Annotated in this window: 23 protein-coding genes; 18 read left to right on the top strand and 5 right to left on the bottom strand. The window is 36.1% G+C overall.

Features of this window, described 5'->3' with window-relative positions:
• Window positions 1-650: 650 nt before the first annotated feature.
• Both G3O09_RS04745 and G3O09_RS22110 read left to right on the top strand, forming a co-directional pair.
• A complete protein-coding gene (locus G3O09_RS04745) occupies window positions 651-857 on the top strand; it encodes a hypothetical protein (RefSeq protein ID WP_240338340.1) in 207 nt (68 codons plus the stop codon).
• Between the two features lie 174 nt (window positions 858-1,031).
• Window positions 1,032-1,190: a hypothetical protein gene (locus tag G3O09_RS22110; RefSeq protein WP_205439606.1), complete on the top strand. Its 159-nt coding sequence runs from the start codon at window positions 1,032-1,034 to the stop codon at window positions 1,188-1,190.
• A gap of 13 nt (window positions 1,191-1,203) precedes the next feature.
• On the opposite strand, the gene G3O09_RS04740 is transcribed toward G3O09_RS22110, so the two are convergent.
• Entirely contained in the window at window positions 1,204-1,383 is a 180-nt protein-coding gene (locus G3O09_RS04740; RefSeq protein WP_163100346.1) for a hypothetical protein, read from the bottom strand.
• Between the two features lie 259 nt (window positions 1,384-1,642).
• Between G3O09_RS04740 and G3O09_RS04735 the strand changes: the two genes are divergently transcribed.
• From G3O09_RS04735 to G3O09_RS04680, 12 genes are all read left to right on the top strand, one after another.
• On the top strand, window positions 1,643-1,882 hold the full coding sequence (locus G3O09_RS04735) for a spore coat protein (protein ID WP_163100345.1): 240 nt from the start codon (window positions 1,643-1,645) through the stop codon (window positions 1,880-1,882).
• 482 nt (window positions 1,883-2,364) lie between these two features.
• Window positions 2,365-3,120, top strand: a complete 756-nt coding sequence (locus G3O09_RS04730) for a carbon-nitrogen hydrolase family protein (protein WP_163100344.1) — start codon at window positions 2,365-2,367, stop codon at window positions 3,118-3,120.
• A 235-nt stretch (window positions 3,121-3,355) separates the two neighbouring features.
• On the top strand, window positions 3,356-3,715 hold the full coding sequence (locus G3O09_RS04725) for an aminotransferase yhxA (protein ID WP_163100343.1): 360 nt from the start codon (window positions 3,356-3,358) through the stop codon (window positions 3,713-3,715).
• 23 nt (window positions 3,716-3,738) lie between these two features.
• Window positions 3,739-4,137, top strand: a complete 399-nt coding sequence (locus G3O09_RS04720) for a DUF350 domain-containing protein (protein WP_163100342.1) — start codon at window positions 3,739-3,741, stop codon at window positions 4,135-4,137.
• Window positions 4,138-4,150: 13 nt separating this feature from the next.
• Window positions 4,151-4,606 (top strand): RNA helicase, encoded by a 456-nt coding sequence (locus tag G3O09_RS04715; RefSeq protein WP_240338339.1) that lies wholly within the window; start codon window positions 4,151-4,153, stop codon window positions 4,604-4,606.
• 11 nt (window positions 4,607-4,617) lie between these two features.
• Window positions 4,618-5,865, top strand: coding sequence for a glutathionylspermidine synthase family protein (locus tag G3O09_RS04710; RefSeq protein WP_163100341.1), 1,248 nt, complete (start codon window positions 4,618-4,620; stop codon window positions 5,863-5,865).
• Window positions 5,865-6,890, top strand: coding sequence for an ion channel (locus G3O09_RS04705; RefSeq protein ID WP_163100340.1), 1,026 nt, complete (start codon window positions 5,865-5,867; stop codon window positions 6,888-6,890). Before G3O09_RS04710 ends, G3O09_RS04705 begins: the two co-directional genes overlap by 1 nt.
• 149 nt (window positions 6,891-7,039) lie before the next feature.
• Window positions 7,040-7,510: an Lrp/AsnC family transcriptional regulator gene (locus tag G3O09_RS04700; protein WP_163100339.1), complete on the top strand. Its 471-nt coding sequence runs from the start codon at window positions 7,040-7,042 to the stop codon at window positions 7,508-7,510.
• A gap of 12 nt (window positions 7,511-7,522) precedes the next feature.
• On the top strand, window positions 7,523-8,137 hold the full coding sequence (locus tag G3O09_RS04695; RefSeq protein WP_163100338.1) for a LysE family translocator: 615 nt from the start codon (window positions 7,523-7,525) through the stop codon (window positions 8,135-8,137).
• A gap of 24 nt (window positions 8,138-8,161) precedes the next feature.
• Window positions 8,162-8,758 carry a LysE family translocator gene (locus G3O09_RS04690; RefSeq protein ID WP_163100337.1) on the top strand — a complete coding sequence of 199 codons (597 nt, stop codon included), beginning with the start codon at window positions 8,162-8,164 and terminating at the stop codon, window positions 8,756-8,758.
• 78 nt (window positions 8,759-8,836) lie between these two features.
• Complete coding sequence (locus tag G3O09_RS04685) at window positions 8,837-9,688, top strand: sugar nucleotide-binding protein (RefSeq protein ID WP_163100336.1); 852 nt, start codon at window positions 8,837-8,839, stop codon at window positions 9,686-9,688.
• A 10-nt stretch (window positions 9,689-9,698) separates the two neighbouring features.
• Window positions 9,699-9,926 (top strand): hypothetical protein, encoded by a 228-nt coding sequence (locus G3O09_RS04680; protein WP_163100335.1) that lies wholly within the window; start codon window positions 9,699-9,701, stop codon window positions 9,924-9,926.
• 237 nt (window positions 9,927-10,163) lie between these two features.
• On the opposite strand, the gene G3O09_RS04675 is transcribed toward G3O09_RS04680, so the two are convergent.
• Window positions 10,164-10,610 (bottom strand): hypothetical protein, encoded by a 447-nt coding sequence (locus tag G3O09_RS04675; RefSeq protein WP_163100334.1) that lies wholly within the window; start codon window positions 10,608-10,610, stop codon window positions 10,164-10,166.
• Window positions 10,611-11,108: 498 nt separating this feature from the next.
• Here G3O09_RS04675 and G3O09_RS04670 point away from each other — a divergent pair, with 498 nt between their 5' ends.
• Complete coding sequence (locus G3O09_RS04670) at window positions 11,109-11,441, top strand: lmo0954 family membrane protein (RefSeq protein WP_163100333.1); 333 nt, start codon at window positions 11,109-11,111, stop codon at window positions 11,439-11,441.
• 114 nt (window positions 11,442-11,555) lie between these two features.
• Here G3O09_RS04670 and G3O09_RS04665 read toward each other — a convergent pair whose 3' ends face one another.
• Window positions 11,556-12,386, bottom strand: a complete 831-nt coding sequence (locus G3O09_RS04665; protein ID WP_163100332.1) for an STAS domain-containing protein — start codon at window positions 12,384-12,386, stop codon at window positions 11,556-11,558.
• Window positions 12,387-12,548: 162 nt separating this feature from the next.
• Window positions 12,549-12,971, bottom strand: a complete 423-nt coding sequence (locus tag G3O09_RS04660) for an organic hydroperoxide resistance protein (RefSeq protein ID WP_163100331.1) — start codon at window positions 12,969-12,971, stop codon at window positions 12,549-12,551.
• Between the two features lie 170 nt (window positions 12,972-13,141).
• On the opposite strand from G3O09_RS04660, the gene G3O09_RS04655 reads away from it, so the two are divergent.
• Together G3O09_RS04655 and G3O09_RS04650 are read left to right on the top strand one after the other, a co-directional pair.
• On the top strand, window positions 13,142-13,570 hold the full coding sequence (locus G3O09_RS04655) for a MarR family winged helix-turn-helix transcriptional regulator (protein ID WP_163100330.1): 429 nt from the start codon (window positions 13,142-13,144) through the stop codon (window positions 13,568-13,570).
• 249 nt (window positions 13,571-13,819) lie between these two features.
• Window positions 13,820-14,575 carry an alpha/beta hydrolase gene (locus G3O09_RS04650; protein ID WP_163100329.1) on the top strand — a complete coding sequence of 252 codons (756 nt, stop codon included), beginning with the start codon at window positions 13,820-13,822 and terminating at the stop codon, window positions 14,573-14,575.
• A 47-nt stretch (window positions 14,576-14,622) separates the two neighbouring features.
• Here G3O09_RS04650 and G3O09_RS04645 read toward each other — a convergent pair whose 3' ends face one another.
• The gene (locus G3O09_RS04645) at window positions 14,623-15,093 is read right to left on the bottom strand and encodes an Lrp/AsnC family transcriptional regulator (protein WP_163100328.1); all 471 of its coding nucleotides are present in this window, start codon (window positions 15,091-15,093) and stop codon (window positions 14,623-14,625) included.
• Between the two features lie 219 nt (window positions 15,094-15,312).
• On the opposite strand from G3O09_RS04645, the gene G3O09_RS04640 reads away from it, so the two are divergent.
• Window positions 15,313-16,266, top strand: a complete 954-nt coding sequence (locus tag G3O09_RS04640) for a DMT family transporter (protein ID WP_163100327.1) — start codon at window positions 15,313-15,315, stop codon at window positions 16,264-16,266.
• Window positions 16,267-16,284 lie beyond the last annotated feature (18 nt).

The raw sequence follows: 16,284 nt of genomic DNA, 5'->3' as shown, positions 1-16,284 counted from the left end.
TTTGTTTTAGTTTAAATACTTTGAATTTATTTCGCAATACGAAATTTTAGAAAAATTAAATGAGGACAAAAAAGTGAAGGAACGTAATCCTTCACTTTCTTTAATTTAATTGTTTTATGCTATTGTTTGGAAAAGCTTTTTCATATAAGACTTGAAAACTATACATTAAAAATGATTTGACTAAAAATAGTAGTGACAATTGGAATTTAGTCAGCTTCACAAGAAATCCATATCCAATTTTATAAACCAGTCCACAGTGAAGTATGTAAATAGGCTGTCCACTTGGAATTTTCAACTATTTTTGAAAAAGGAAAAGAGTTTTAGTATTTACGACCATCTATCTTGCTTGATCTTCAATACTTCTTAGACAATAAGAGTGATTTTCAAAATAATTTCAAATTTTTATTTTCGAAAAATGAAAATTACTTTTGAAACTTTAAAAATACATTCGAAACTTAAAAAATACATTCGAAAACTTCATAAATACTTTCGAAAATCGAGATTTACCGATTTTTCGACAAAACCACCAATCAGGCGGTTATAAAATTAAGTAACTTTCCCTTTTATTCAATCAAATCTTGTATAAACATTAAGGGGTGGTAGGGGGAATTGTCATGCCTGAATTGACCTTGTTATTGTTCCGGGAGTAAATGAGTAAAGAATCAAGAATGCAGTCAGTTGGATGGAATCCACAAGCATGCCTGATGAGGAAGAAAACATGGTTCTGGCAGGCCATCGAAGCCGCAGGTATGGAAATTTCTTTAACCAACTCGAAGAAATGGAGAAAGGTGAAACCATCACGATTAAACCTTTCTGGTACTCTCATCTACACCATTTCTTCCATTAAAATAGTATAACCGACGACCTCTCAGTATATGAACCAACTATAGGGAAAAATATTAATGCGGACCTAGAACTCATTAAGAACAACTTTTAATTTTAAGGTGAAAAATAGTGAATTAACCCAACAATCTTTTACGTAGTTCATCATTATATAAGAGTAGGACGAACATGAATAGGATGGATGGGGAATGGCTAAAAGAAATCGAGGGAAAACATTATTAAATCTTCCTTCAAGAGGACGTGGAGTATGTCCTTTATGCGGCAAAACAGGAATCAAATTATTATATCCACATAAAACGGAAACAAAGCAAATCATAAAAGTATGCAAAAACTGCCGAGACAAATAAGCTCGGCAGTTTTTCAATCAGCGAATTTAGTTAAATAGATTCTCAATATCGTTTTTTCAAGTTTTAACCGGTTGTAATAATACATGCCCTGTGGCAACATCAAGGGCATGTTTTTTCTTAGAGTTGTGATGGCGTTTTTTTGATTATCTATATCTATTTCTCTTTCATTCTCAAAAAACAGAATCTTAACCATGGTAGGACCTCCCAAATAACTAAGTTTATTATAAAGGTAATAGGGTTATTTTGGGAATTGTGAAGTTGCTGAAAGTTCTAACAAAATTTTATGCATGAATATATGTAGGAAATCGTAGGTTTTTTCCTGCCATTTAGTCAAAGAAAAAGGGCTTATTCATGATTGGATAAATTACTCAATCTAGGTCATTTGTACATAACAACATTTGGGTATTAGCATATTCTTAATAGTATTATAAAAAGAATATCGTGGAGGTCCAATGATGCAAACAGAAGAGAGAATAAGAATAGGTGGCTTTGGTAGGATAGGTAGAATAGGAGGCTTTGTACGTCCATTCGGTAGCTTTGGAAGACCGTTCGGCTTTGGACGTCCATTCTTGGGCGGTCTAGCAGGAGGCTTATTAGCCAGTACCTTGCTTTATCCTGGCTATGGTTATGGTTACCCAGCATATTCATACTATCAAGATCCATACTATCCTTATGGTTATCCGTACTATTGATTTGATATGTAGATAAAGAAGTTGCTCCCCAATAGGGGCAACATTACATAAAACAGAAATGGATGATTCATTATCCATCATGCTCCTTGTTAGGGGATGTAGCCAATGAAAGATTAGGCAAATGTATGAAAATCTAATACTAGAAGAGGAGTATTGATGTTGTATCTATACAATAATATATAAAACCAAATTCAAAATGCCTTGCACATCAATATTGTGGAAGGCGTTTTAATTTTTTCCGTATTATCATTAATGTATGAGTTTAAGAGAGGTCATCTGTAGTAATAGATAAGTTATAAGTACTTAACTATCTGCGAAAAAGAAAATTAAGAGTTATTATAACTAATCGTAAAATAATGGCTGTAGTGACCAATATAACTTTCTTTTACTTGTACACAAAATAAATATTTTTTGATTCTCTGACTACATAGCCATTGTTTTCCTTTATAATTTGAATAATTTCATAATTAAGGAGAACTACAATGAGAATTGGATTAGCTCAGACAAGATTCCCAGCAACTCATTCAGAAGGGATAATTAGTGTTAAGAAAATGATAATGGAAGCTTCTGAAAAAAATTGCGATATCATTTGTTTCCCTGAGTCCATCCTCCCAGGCTTAAGGGGTGTTGGATATGAGGTGGAAGCTTATAATCATGAGTTTCAGGAACATGCATTGGAAAATGTATGCTTACTAGCAAGAATGAATCATATTGGGGTTATTTTACCAATGGAATGGAAAGATGAAGTAGGCATGCAGTTAGTCGCTTTTGTGATTTCAAAAGAAGGAGTTATATTAGGGTACCAAACGAAAAATCAAATCGATCTTGATGAAGACCAATTCGGTTACCAACCTGGAACAGGAAGACAGATTTTTAAAATTGATGACGTTAATTTTGGAATCGTAATCTGCCATGAAGGATGGAGATATCCTGAAACGGTAAGATGGGCAGCACGTCAAGGAGCAAGCATCGTATTCCATCCTCAATTCACAGGAGAGGTAGAGAATCCTGAATTCTATGATGCAGCGATGGTTTGTAGGAGTGTGGAAAACAATATTTACTTTGCCAGTGTGAATTATTCATTAGAGAACCAAAATAGTACGTCCGCCTTGATTTCCCCATCAGGTGAGCGGCTATGTAAAGCTCTTCCCAATGTAGAGGAATTGCTTATATTTGATATTGAGCCCAAACAAGCAAGCAGATTGTTGGCAATGCGACTCAAACCGGAACTGCTATAGTAGGTAAATTGAAGTTCGAAATGTTCATAGGTAAGTGTATACTTAATAAGGAGTTTTTAAAGAGTAAGCTCTGTTAAAGCTTATTGTTGATTTTTCCACTAAGTTGATTGGAGTGGAACGGAAATCAACAACACTGTTTAACAGAGCTAATGAGTAAAAAGTTTACTGTTTTTTGACTCCTTTTTCTTTCATTAATCGTATGTACTTTATAAGCAATATCGGAGGTGAGCAGACAATGAGTAAAACAAAAAAAGTAATGGCAGGTGTTACGTCAACTGCTATGTTAATTGGTTTAGCGGCATGTGGTACCGAGGAATATTCAACGACTCCAGATACACCTGTACCTGATGATCAAAACTGTACAGACTGGGAATGGGATGAGGATGATGCAGTGTGGGAATGTGATGATAGCCGGTCTCCTTATTTTGGGTATCTTTTCTTCGCGGGTAAGTACTTCAACAATAAATCGAGTTTGATCAAAGCTCCTGGATATAAATCCTATAAAAATAATGTGATTGCCAAGCAAAGGGATCAAGGTACATCATCAGGGGGAAGCTCTGGATTTGGCAGTGGATCTAAGAGCTTCGGTGGATAAAAAATAAAAAGGGAGGGACTAACTTGAATTTATACTTTAATTTTGCTTCTTATTTAGGAGTAGCTGTGGTCTTATTAATTTTAGGATTATTCTTATTTGAAATCAGTACTAGAAACATAAAGGAATTTAAGTTGATTGCAGAAAAAAATCTTACGGCCTCGCTTTCTCTAGGTGGAAAAATGATTGGTCTAGCCATAGTATTAGGTGCTGCTGCGGAGTATTCGGTTTCTCTACTTGATATGGTGATTTGGGGAATCATCGGTATTCTTGCTCAGATCATTATCTTCATTTTAGCTGAAGTGGTTACCATCCGTTTTAGCATTCAACAGGCGATTGAAGAAGATAATCGTGCTGTTGGCTTCATGCTATTAAGTTTGTCATTATCAGTTGGATGGGTTGTAGCGAAATGTCTAACATATTAAGAGGTAGTACAAAATGATTAAAACACTTACGTATTACATTGATAAAGGAAATGATCAATACGAACCTTTTTATGAATATTCCATCCCTCATGTTGGAGTGGATGAGTTTTATGCACGTCAGCTTTGTACGTACTTTATCATGAAGGGTCGACAATATGAACTGATTTCGAATGAGTGTGTAAAGGATGAAGAAATTCTTGTCTTAAAGGATTGTGGTGAAAATGTCCCTTATCCAAACGAAGTCGATTTTAGGGGAAGGGGAATCCACGTTGAAATACGCCTATATAAAGAAGAGGGCAGACGTTTAACAGCGATTCCTTGCCAAACACATTTTGAAGTGATTCGTTACTTGTTAAAGGATGTAGTGGAAGTGCCAGGTGTTGGCAACCTATCAGTCACATCAACAGAAATCGATGAAGATCGTGGCGTGTATGTACTTTATGTGAAAAATTTAGATGAGGAAGATTAGGAGGGGATTTGATGAATACTTCAACTTATCATGAACGTCGAAAACGATTTTACGAAGCCATTCCTGATTTCTGGCATGATTTATATGGTGAGGAGTATGCGTTGTTCGATCTTTCAATGGCAACACGGAAAGAAATTGAAGACATTCATCAAGCTACTGATCGAATCGGCCAAGTATTTTTCAAAGTGTGCAGCTTAATGCGAAAGGTGCCAGATAGTACGTTATTAGAAATGGGGTTTCCTAGTGAGACCCTTTCTTTTTTACGATTAAAAACGTTGCCAGTTGAAAGCGTAATTTCCCGACTGGACTTAGTACATGACGGTAGCACGTATAAATGCATCGAGATCAATGCAGATACGCCCACTTTTATAAAGGAGCTTTTCTCGATCAACCGACTTGTTGTACAAGAGTTCCAAGCGAACGATCCTAATGAAGGGGTCGAAAAAAAGCTTGGTGATGCGGTAAGGACGAGTATTTTACAAGCCAAAAAGTGGTTGGGAAAAGACCATCCTTATCTCGTATTCACTGCCCATGAAGACCATGTGGAAGACCGAAACACGGTTTTATATCTAAAGGAATTATCTGGGTACTCTTCACAGTTTGTGCCTTTACACAAGCTTGAAATTAAAAGGGGAGAAGGGTTATTTGATGACCAGGGGCAAAGGATTGATATACTTTACCGCCAAACATTCCCGATTGAAACGCTGCTTTTGGATGCGGATGAACAAGGCAATGACATAGGGATCTGGCTGCTAGAATTGGTGCAATCTAAACAATTGGCAATCATCAACCCACCTTCTGCCTTTTTGCTACAAAATAAAGCGATTCAGGCAGTAATATGGTCACTCCATGAGGAAGATCATCCTTTTTTTTCGGAAAAAGAACATGAATGGATAGAGGAATATTTTTTACCTACTTATTTAGAGCCTGATGTTTTCATAGAAAAAGGATTGCCTTTCGTGAAGAAGCCTGCCTTTGGCCGAGAAGGAGATACGGTAGAAATCTATAATCAATCTGGCCAATTGACATTAAAGGATTCACAAGAATCCTATAGTGACTATTTGCAAGTGTACCAGCAATATGTAGAATTGCCCCTGGTGACTTTCCAAAGCGAAAAAGGAGTACAAGAAGGTTTTCAATTGATTGGTAGTTTTTTATTGAATGGAAAACCTGGCGCATTTGGATATAGGGTAGGAGATCGTATAACGAATAATCTCTCTTATTATTTGCCCATCGGCATTCAAAAGGAGGGACCATAATGTGGATATTCCAAAGGCTTTTTTCTAAATTCATTACGATTAAATTATGGCAAGTCATCTTAATGACGATGTTTATTCTCCTATTAAGTAGTTATTCGATGCACAGGCTGGAGCCAGAGACATTCCCTCGATATTTAGATGCATTGTGGTGGACAATGACGACAGTGGTAACGGTCGGGTATGGTGATTTTTATCCGAAAAGTGACCTCGGCCGAATCTTTACGATGTTGCTTCTTTACACATTAGGAATTGGAGTCATGGGAATTATCATCGGTAAAATCTTTGAAAGCTTCAGTCTGTACCGAAAGTTAAAGGAGGAAGGGAAATTGAAATTCTCGGGTAAAGGCCATTATATTTTGATTGGTTCCTCGAAAGATAAATTAGTCAATGTCGTGGAAGAACTGATTGCAAATGAAAGTAAGTGTGAAATTGTCATTATTGACAACTCCAATCAGTGTCCCATCCAACACGAAAGAGTCCATTTTATCAGTGGTGATCCTTCTGAAGAAGAAGTGCTGTTAAAAGCGAATATCCTTGAATCCAATTCAGTATCTGTATTCGGGGATGAAAGTATTACTCTTTCTGAATATACAGACGGAAAAACGCTGTTGATTGCCTCTAGGGTTGAATACATTTCAAAAAAATACGATAAAAGCATTTATACAATCGTAGAGATCATGAAGGAAAAACATATCTCCTTATTCGAGCATGCGAAGGTCGATGAATTTATTTTATCCAACGAATCGGTATCTAGACTGATGGCACAAGCTGCGATTCATCCGGGATCTAGTAAACTATTCAAACAGCTGCTAAGCAAAGCGGACGGCGAAAACCTATATGAAATAAAGAAAAAGCCTCAGTGGAACACTTATAAAGATGCCTCGATTGAATTGTTTGAACAGGGTGCTATCTTGATATCAGACGGAAACAACCTGGATATTGCCAGAAGGCCGAATGAAAACATTCCAAATCATACAAAACTATTTGTAATCTGTGATAAAGAAACATATGAAAAAATTAAATAGAGTAAAGAATGGCAGTGTGGTTCAATGAGAATCGCGCTGTTTTTTTATGGGTGCCTGTCACCACCCGTTTTTTGTCGAATAATATGTTGATGAACTTTATTAACTTAAGTTATTATCAATTTATACTTAATTAACAAAGGTGTGGTAGTGTGGATGCTTTCGATTCGAAGATTATTAAAGTGATTATGAATAATTCGAGGGTTAAATGGGCGGATTTAGCGGTAGAGATTGGATTATCTGCACCTGCGACCGCAGAACGTGTCAATCGATTGGTCGAGCAAGGGGTGATTAAAAGCTTCGGAGCATTGATAGATGCGGAAAAAGTAGGGAGTGAATTAACGGCGTTTGTAGCGGTATCATTGGAACGGCCAGAGCACAGATCTCCATTTTTACAATTGATCAATGATTTAGATGAAGTACAGGAATGCCATCATATCGCCGGGGAAGATGATTATCTTTTAAAGGTTCGATGCCGGAACACAAAAGACTTAGACAGGGTCATTAGTTATCATATAAAAAGTTTAAGTGGGGTTATACGGACAAAGACCACCATCGTGATGGATACCTCAAAAGAAACATTTCAAATTCCCATAAACCAAGATAAATTTTCTTCACAATAAGGAAGTGGTTTTATGATGCTGTCTTTCTTTTTAAAGGGTTTACTAATAGGAATTTCAATTGCGGCTCCAGTTGGTCCGATTGGAGTCCTATGCATCAGGAGGACATTGACACAAGGGCGATTGGTAGGAATGGCATCAGGGCTTGGGGCTGCGACCGCTGATGCCATGTATGGACTTGTTGCTGGATTTGGATTGACAGCTGTTTCGGACTTCTTGATTGGACAACAGTTATGGCTGCAACTAATTGGTGGATTGTTTCTTTGTTACTTAGGGGTCAGAACCTTGCTGTCAAAAGCGAATTATTCTCCCTCAGAAAGTAAGGGGAAGAGTTTGCTAGGTGCGTATTCATCCGTTTTTTTACTTACCATCACCAATCCCATGACCATCCTATCATTTGTAGCTATTTTTGCGGGGTTAGGAATTTCAAATCCCGAGGCCAATATAGTTTCAGCGATGGTATTAGTAGTTGGTGTGTTTATTGGATCTACTTTGTGGTGGTTGACGTTAAGCAGTGGTGTTCATTGGTTTAATAAACGAATCCATTCCACAAACCTAACAATCATTAATCGTCTATCAGGCTTCATTATTGTTATTTTTGGTGTACTTGCACTTTATGGGTTACGATAAATTCTCATGAAAGGGATTTGTTTCATGTTATTGCTTAAGAGTTTTATTCTAGGGTTTTCCGTTTCTGCTCCAGTTGGTCCGATTGGGTTGTTGTGCATCCAAAGGACTTTGGCACGAGGAAAATCAGCAGGTTTTCTTACCGGTCTAGGAGCTGTATCGGCGAATATGATTTACGCAAGTATTGCAGCATTTGGCTTTTCAGTAGTATCAGCTTTCTTATTAGAGCAGCAATTCATATTAAGAATAGTAGGTGGGATCTTTTTATTCTACATCGGAGTTAAAGCTTTTTTGAAAAAACCTTCTAATCAAGCTGCTAAATTAGAAGGGGAGAGTTTACTTTCTATGTATTTTTCCACGTTCTTCTTGATGATTACCAATCCAGTGACCATTTTAAATTTTGTAGCGATGTTTGCTGGATTAGGATTTGACCACAGTTCACAATCTGGAATAACGGCTTTAACAATGGTTGGTGGAGTGTTTTTAGGGGGGGCAAGCTGGTGGATGATATTAAGTTTTGGTGTAAGTTTGTTTAGAAGTAGAATTACTCCACATCTAACCCTCGTGAATAAATTGGCTGGATTACTCATTATTATATTAGGAGTATGGGCATTTATAAATTAAGTTAAAGATGATAAAAAAGGAATCACAGCTTCCATATCGAATTCTTTTGATAGCAGGACATAAGAAGGAGGTCGTCGTATGAAAAAAGTACTGATTTTAGGTGCAAGTGGTTTAGTCGGTAAGGCATTTATCAACGAATGCAGCGATGTGTTTGAATTATATGGGACATATTTTTCCAAAGGGTCAACGCTACCGGAAAATAAGCAGTTTCAATTAGAAGTGAAAGATACCGAAAAGATCAAAGAATTGATTCAAAATATTAAACCCAATTATGTGATTTCATGTTTAAGAGGCGACTTTAATGAGCAATTAGAATTTCATAGAGTTCTGGCGGATGAACTGAAGGACCTTCAATCCCGCGTCTATTACTTCTCTACGGCCAATGTATACGATGGAGATTATTCGAAGCATCACACCGAAAAAGACCAACCTGTCGCACAATCGGATTATGGGAAATTCAAAATAGCATGTGAAGAAATATTGCAATCCACATTACAAGAGCGTGCAATAATCATCAGGATTCCCATGATGTGGGGAACTGATTCACCACGATTGAATCATCTGAAGGAAAGCCTAGCGAATAAAGATTCTGTTGATGTGTACACCAATTTAGAACTCAATAATCTCATGGATACGATGCTTGCAAAGCAACTTCGCTATATTATGGAAAATGATTTAAAAGGCATTTTTCATTTAGCCTCTGAAGATATGATCACGCATGCTGAATTCATAGAAGAACTATTGAAAATGAATCAAGATGCCACTTTACGCCATCATCTATTCTTGGACAAAGAAGTAAAAGCGTATTTCGGCATACGCTCCGTGCTACAGGACTTCCCTGATGAATTGAAACAGACAAACCAAGAGATTATTGAAAACTTAAGGGAGCGCCTGTCACCACACGGTTTATTTCGAATCACTCAAAATTAAGAGGTGAATCATGAGCCCAATAGATAAACGAAACCGGTTTAATGATGAGGTTTTTACTTATAGAGTTTCAAAAGATAATACTGTCTTCATCGAATGGAATGGTAAACAGATTAAGATCTTGAAAGGTAAGGAAGCTGACAAGTTCATTGAACGCATGGGTCGCGCAACAAATCAACTAGAGGAACAATTGATTTTGGCGAAAGTGACCGGGAACTTCAAGAGAGGGAATGAACGGTAAAAATATTTGAACTGCCTATAGAGCATTACCAATATGTACAACATTATTAGTCACCTTCGCCCGAATGGTTTACTTATATATTTTGGATGGTGCCTGGCACCAAAAAGGAGTGTCCCATTTTATTGAAAAAGGGACTCTCCTTTTCATATTTAAGACACTAAAGCCTCTGATTGGTCATCAGGCAATCCATTGGATTAAATAGTTTGTGAAAGCTACTTGATTTTTCTTGAAAACAGGTTAAAACAAGATAAAACTTAAATTACTCCCCCAGAGATTATTTAATAAAATCACATATAAAGTTGAAATAATCGATATGACAAGAAAAGTTATCGGCAAATAACGATTTTTATGCATCTTTTTTAAGGACATAATCATCATAATTGCGGCAACTATTGTGGCAACATAATAGATGAGGATGAAAACATAGTGTGTAAATGGCCCAAGGAAAAGGAAGAGAATCGCCATTTGAAAAGTAAAACCTAATGTGGAAATAAGAGTCCACTTGTTTTTCTTATCCTTGGATACTCCTTTTATTGCAAAGAAGAATGTAGCAAGTATGATGAAAAGAAGTGCCCCTTCATAAAGGAAAAATAGATGTTCATGATCTACCGCAAACCAATAACCGATTAACGAGAAAGGTAAAATAGACAACAAAAGAAGCGAAGTCACTTTAACATAATTCATTCAATCATCACCTCGTGGTATAAAATGGTAAAAGTTGGTTAGTTAGAGTATAAGATAACTAGGATTTTATATAAAGTATTATCTTGAAACTTTTTAAAAACACAAAGAAACCACCCTATAATACAGGGGTGGCCTTTGGAAAATAGCAACCAAGTTACCAGTACCTCATGTTGGTAAAGGTGTCAGGGAGGAGGGGTGGCTTTGCCACATCTCTCTATAATATATGCTTCGAAGACTTTATTAGACTAATTCAAAAACATATTGAGTTTTAATTACATCTGTCTATAATGGGATAAAAAACCATTTAATGTTCCCACAAGGCACAAATTTCTGATGATGTTAATGTTGATCTAAAAGCTCCTTATTCATTTGATTTTTTATTATGAAAAAAAAATCAATAAATACGTCTCCAGTCTTACCACAAAATATAGCCGAGGTCGATTATGGCCAGCCAATCTTCGAGATAAAATAGAAATATAACAAAGGAGGGCGAAACTTATGAAGAAATTGGGTTTATTGCTTGTTGGAGGAATTTCAGCAATTGTGTTGTTGGCAAACTTTGGTCCTATTGTTGGATTAGTGATTTCATTAGCAATCGCATATTATGCGTTAAAGGGGTTTTTGAAAAAGGAGAGTACGATGAAGAAAATTCTGTGGGCAACTGTCGGGATCATCATGTTAATCGCAGCAATTTCGAATGTTCCATCTATCATTGGTTTAGTGGCTGCCTATGCGCTTTATGTCGTCTATAAAAAATGGTCTAAACCAGATATGATCGGAAAAAATGACCCATTTACAAATTTCGAAAAAGAATGGGCGAGTTTAAAATAAATGATAAGGAGGCTGGCATAGAAATCATGCCAGCCTCCTTTTTAACAGTAATGCCAATTTAAAGAAAATTGTAATAGTGCATCAGCACTCTTTTGATCGCAATGGGCGAGTTATTTAATTAAACGTAACATATTCCTTTAAAGCTTGTTGCAATGAGCCTTTCGTTTCTGCTTTTTGCTCAAATGAAAAGCCTTGTTTAATCATATTTCTTACGATTTCAGGGCGTAATCCTGTAATGATTGCTTTGCAGCCCATCATTGAAACCCCATCAATAAGTTTACTTAAGTGATTGATAACAATCGCTTCCATTTGTGCTATTCCGGAAAGGTCTAAAATTAAGGTTTGGATATGTAATTTGCCTATTTCAGTCAAAACTTTTTCTTCAATCGAAGTTGAACGATAAGAATCAATTGCACCTATTAGCGGTAAGATACAGATTGTTGGAGAAATAGGAATAATAGGGACTGAAAGGTTTGCGACTAATTCTCTCTGCGCATCAAGCAATTCATCTTTAAATTTGGAATAACTAATAAAAAAGCAGTTTAAGAATAGATCGAAATATTGATTGATCGTTTTCTCAGTTGAGAAAAATTCTTCCCGATTGGTAGGTACTTCACTTAAATTATCAAAACTATATAGAAAATGCCAAAGAGTACGTCTTATCGCCTGTACCCACTCGAGTTTAAAAGATAATGTCATTTGATATTTGGCCCAAACGATGCCTTCGTTAGCAGCAAATGAAACCAAATCTTCTTCATTTTGATTTATGACGTAAAGTACTAATTTGTGTGCATTCTCTATGAGATTAATGTTCCCAATTTGCTGAATCTCTTTAATCTTTTCTCTTACCGTTATAGCCTCTGACAAAAGCCTCTCTTCAAAATCATGCTTATTTTTTGAAAAATACTCTTTAAGATCGATGCCTTGATTATAGACCATACTCATTTCATCACTCACCTTTTTGATTAGTTAAAAATAAAAGAGTAGAAAAAGGTAAATACTGCAAATAATAGATTTGATTTTCTATATTGTATAACAATAGGGAAATTCCGTAAAATAATAACTCGAAAAAAGAAAACCACCCTTTGAAAGAGTGGTTGAAGCAAATTATATTAAGCTAGTTTTCAATTCTACTTCAATGTTTCCTCTTATTGCCTTAGAATATGGGCAAACACCATGTGCTAGTTTGATCAATTCTTCAGCTTCTTCCAATGAAACTCCATCAACAGCAACATTTAAAACTACAGCTAATCCGAAACCTCCATCCGTATCTTTTCCAAGGGAAACTTCTGCCGTAACTTTTGATTCAATTCTCTTTCTTGATTGTCTTGCTACTAAATTTAAAGCACTATCAAAACATGATGCATACCCAGCCGCAAATAGTTGTTCAGGATTGGTTGCATTATCTAAGCCTTGCCCACCTAAAGATTTTGGCATGGACAGAGCAAGATCAATAGTTCCATCATCACTTTTAACCGTTCCTAATCTTCCACCTTGTGCTGTAGCGCGAGCTGTAAATAATTTTTCCATGTTATATCTCTCCCTTTTTATATTTTATAAAATTAAATCGTGTACAATCGAATGGTACAATAGAGTGTATTGTAAGTCAACAATTAAATTGAGTACAATTGAATTGTGTTTTTGGAATTCTAGATTCTTGTTATATAATGGAGAAACATAATGGTTGAAAGGAAATAGACATGGACAAATTAAAACTCGAAAATCAAATTTGTTTTAAAATCTATACAGCCGAACGGGAAATCACGAAATTGTATAGAGGATTGCTTGAGGAATTAGATGTTACATATCCTCAATACTTAGTGCTACTAGTCCTTTGGGAGAAAAATTCAGCGACGGTTAAAGAGCTAGGTCAGAGGTTATTTCTAGATTCGGGCACTTTAACACCTATGTTAAAAAGAATGGAAGCCAATCATCTTGTTGAGCGTAAAAGATCAGCTGAAGATGAAAGAAATGTCATCATCACTCTTACTAAAAAAGGGGAAGAAATGAAGCATAAAGCGGAATGCATTCCTTCCAATTTATTAGAGAACATGACGATGAGTCTTGAAGAATTAAGATCCTTGGACCAAACTCTCACTACCATTTTGAAAAGATTGCAAGATAAATAAAACAATGGATGCTCGAAATTCTAAATAGTTCCGATAATAAAGAGGAAAACTAAAAGAACGAATTAAATAACACTTGGATATCTATTAATAAATCAACGCTCAGATTATTAATCTGAGCGTTGATTTTATTGTTTATCGGAACTACCTATTAAAATTCATAGAAGTAATTATCTATAGAATCAGAATTTACCGAAACAACTATTATGAAATTTATGGTAATATTTTTTTAAAAAAGATGGAGGGATTAAAGTGTTAGAAATTTTCACTGTCAATATGACATCATTTAAAAAAGAACGGATGATTCGAGTCTATTTGCCTAAAAACTATGAAATGACTGAGAAGAGATATCCCGTTTTATATATGCACGATGGTCAAAATGTTTTTCAAGACGAAGGGGCAATTGGTGGAGTCTCTTTGAATCTAGAGAACTACCTGGATCAAAATGAGTTGGAAGTGATCGTGGTGGCCATTGACCAAAACAGTGAGGAAAGAATCAATGAGTATTGTCCGTGGGTCCAGGGTGAATACAGTAAAAGGATTTTGGGTGAAGTCAGTACAGTTGGTGGGAAAGGAAAGCAGTACGTAGACTTTATAGTTTCTGAATTGAAGCCACTTATTGATAATAAGTACCCAACTATTGTGGACCGGACCTCCATGGCGGGAATCTCCTTAGGGGGACTGATTTCTACTTATGCTGCTTGCCAGTATCCACACATTTTCAAAAACATTATTGTCCTATCTTCCGCTTTTTGGCGAAACCAGGAGGAAATCGAACAACTATTGCAGAATTCCGATTTGTCCTTAATTGAAAGTTTTTATATGGACTCTGGCACTAAGGAAGCCGTAAATAACGAGGAAGTGAACCGAGAATTTTTAGCTTCCAATCAAGCCGTATATGAGATTTTGAAAGAGAAGGTTCCAAATACAAGGTTTTTAGTTATTGAGGATGCCGTACATAATTATACGACCTTTAGAAAACGGGTCCATGAGTTATTTTCCTATTGAGAAAAAACCATTTTAATGTTTACTCAACATTAAGATGGTTATTTTTTTCATAGGGGAAGTGCAGTTGAGTATTTTATTTCTCTTAATGCTAAACTCGTCTGAATTCGTGAGATGCCAAGCTGGTTTAACTTTCGAATAAAATTCTCTAATTCCTTACGATCTTTATTGGCGACTTTTAAAAGGTAGTCATACTCTCCGGTCAGCAAGTGACACTCCAAAACTTCCGGCATTTCCATTAATGCCTTCTCCAATACCTCAAGCATGTCCGATTGGTGGATATTAGTGTTGATAAATATAAAACAAAGCAAGTCAAAACCAAGCTTCTCTTGATTCAGGATCGCGACTTGCCGATCGATATAGCCTTCGATTTCAAGACGTTTAACCCTGGCATGTGTAGCTGGAGGGGATAGGTTCACACTCCTTGCAAGCTCTGCATTGCTTAATTGGGCATCTTTTTGCAGAGTATCCAATATTTGAAGATCGACCTCGTCTAAAATTTTGCTTCCTATAGATTCCATAGCATATACTCCCTTTCGATTATTCGGTAAATGAGATGATTTTGGCGGGTGGGATGAATAAAATTCCTTGATTTATGTATTTTCCTTTTGATTATTTTGAATTAATTATATTATACAAAATAATATATGGTGAAATAAAGGTGGGTGTTAAAATTTATATAACAATACTTGAATTTCACAAAATCAACAGCAGTGAAATTGGAATGGGAGTTTTTGAATATGCCGATTTTTTATATGTTGTTGCTGATATTGACGAGTTTTTTATGGGGTGGGAATTTTGTAGTTGGAAAATCTCTTGTAGCACATGCTTCACCAATGACTTTGACTACTTTAAGGTGGGGGATTGCGATTGTCTGTTTATTTCCACTCGTTTGGTGGAAGGAAAAGAAGCTATTCCCACCTAAAGCCGCGTTCCTGCCTTTATTGATCATGGGAATATCAGGAGTAGCTCTTTTTAACCTTTTTCAGTTTTGGGCATTAGAAAAAACATCTGCAACTAATGTGGGTTTAATTTCTACCCTGAATGCCATTTCCATCGCTGTTTTTTCGTTTCTCGTTCTAAAGGAAAAAATGAATCCACTACAAATTTTCTCAATGATTCTATCGCTCTTTGGAGTTATTCTTTTTCTATTAAAAGGTGAATTAAATTTGTTATGTTCATTAGATTTCAATACAGGTGATGTATGGATGATCATCGCGGTTTGCATCTGGGGAATCTATTCTGTTTCGAGTAAATGGGCATCTAGAGTGACATCTCCACTAATGTCCACTTTTTACTCAGGAATATTTGGACTTATGGTACTACTCCCGTTCAACGTAACCAATTTTACAGTAACCAATTTGAACTCTTCATTCCTCACATCCATTCTCTATACAGGAGTCGTATCGACCGTATTGTGTATGTTATTTTGGAATATCGGTGTTCAGAAACTAGGGGCGACAACATCAGGGATTTTCTTAAACTTCAATCCGATTTTTACTGCTATTTTGGCGTATATCTTTTTAGGGGAACAAATGACAAGGATCCAAGCAATCGGAAGCGGTATCGTCATTCTGGGGTGCTATTTATTTACATATTTTAAAGGCCGCGAAATTCCTAAATTATTTCTATGGAAAGTAATCAAAAAGGGAATTGAGAGTGTAGGTACAAGTAAAAAAGAAGTTCAACGTTGATGATAAGGTGCCCAATCA

This window comes from Peribacillus alkalitolerans (assembly GCF_010882125.1).
GTDB classification, from domain to species: Bacteria; Bacillota; Bacilli; order Bacillales; family DSM-1321; genus Bacillus_BN; species Bacillus_BN alkalitolerans.
This window is presented reverse-complemented; position numbering and strand designations above follow the sequence as displayed.

What these genes read in the sequence shown, in the direction of transcription:
- G3O09_RS04745 (WP_240338340.1), top strand. Translation starts at nt 651, where the DNA reads ATGAGTAAAGAATCAAGAATGCAGTCAGTTGGATGGAATCCACAAGCA.
- G3O09_RS22110 (WP_205439606.1), top strand. Translation starts at nt 1,032, where the DNA reads ATGGCTAAAAGAAATCGAGGGAAAACATTATTAAATCTTCCTTCAAGA.
- G3O09_RS04740 (WP_163100346.1), bottom strand. Translation starts at nt 1,383, where the DNA reads ATGGTTAAGATTCTGTTTTTTGAGAATGAAAGAGAAATAGATATAGAT.
- G3O09_RS04735 (WP_163100345.1), top strand. Translation starts at nt 1,643, where the DNA reads ATGATGCAAACAGAAGAGAGAATAAGAATAGGTGGCTTTGGTAGGATA.
- G3O09_RS04730 (WP_163100344.1), top strand. Translation starts at nt 2,365, where the DNA reads ATGAGAATTGGATTAGCTCAGACAAGATTCCCAGCAACTCATTCAGAA.
- G3O09_RS04725 (WP_163100343.1), top strand. Translation starts at nt 3,356, where the DNA reads ATGAGTAAAACAAAAAAAGTAATGGCAGGTGTTACGTCAACTGCTATG.
- G3O09_RS04715 (WP_240338339.1), top strand. Translation starts at nt 4,151, where the DNA reads ATGATTAAAACACTTACGTATTACATTGATAAAGGAAATGATCAATAC.
- G3O09_RS04710 (WP_163100341.1), top strand. Translation starts at nt 4,618, where the DNA reads ATGAATACTTCAACTTATCATGAACGTCGAAAACGATTTTACGAAGCC.
- G3O09_RS04705 (WP_163100340.1), top strand. Translation starts at nt 5,865, where the DNA reads ATGTGGATATTCCAAAGGCTTTTTTCTAAATTCATTACGATTAAATTA.
- G3O09_RS04695 (WP_163100338.1), top strand. Translation starts at nt 7,523, where the DNA reads ATGATGCTGTCTTTCTTTTTAAAGGGTTTACTAATAGGAATTTCAATT.
- G3O09_RS04690 (WP_163100337.1), top strand. Translation starts at nt 8,162, where the DNA reads ATGTTATTGCTTAAGAGTTTTATTCTAGGGTTTTCCGTTTCTGCTCCA.
- G3O09_RS04685 (WP_163100336.1), top strand. Translation starts at nt 8,837, where the DNA reads ATGAAAAAAGTACTGATTTTAGGTGCAAGTGGTTTAGTCGGTAAGGCA.
- G3O09_RS04680 (WP_163100335.1), top strand. Translation starts at nt 9,699, where the DNA reads ATGAGCCCAATAGATAAACGAAACCGGTTTAATGATGAGGTTTTTACT.
- G3O09_RS04675 (WP_163100334.1), bottom strand. Translation starts at nt 10,610, where the DNA reads ATGAATTATGTTAAAGTGACTTCGCTTCTTTTGTTGTCTATTTTACCT.
- G3O09_RS04670 (WP_163100333.1), top strand. Translation starts at nt 11,109, where the DNA reads ATGAAGAAATTGGGTTTATTGCTTGTTGGAGGAATTTCAGCAATTGTG.
- G3O09_RS04665 (WP_163100332.1), bottom strand. Translation starts at nt 12,386, where the DNA reads ATGAGTATGGTCTATAATCAAGGCATCGATCTTAAAGAGTATTTTTCA.
- G3O09_RS04660 (WP_163100331.1), bottom strand. Translation starts at nt 12,971, where the DNA reads ATGGAAAAATTATTTACAGCTCGCGCTACAGCACAAGGTGGAAGATTA.
- G3O09_RS04655 (WP_163100330.1), top strand. Translation starts at nt 13,142, where the DNA reads ATGGACAAATTAAAACTCGAAAATCAAATTTGTTTTAAAATCTATACA.
- G3O09_RS04645 (WP_163100328.1), bottom strand. Translation starts at nt 15,093, where the DNA reads ATGGAATCTATAGGAAGCAAAATTTTAGACGAGGTCGATCTTCAAATA.
- G3O09_RS04640 (WP_163100327.1), top strand. Translation starts at nt 15,313, where the DNA reads ATGCCGATTTTTTATATGTTGTTGCTGATATTGACGAGTTTTTTATGG.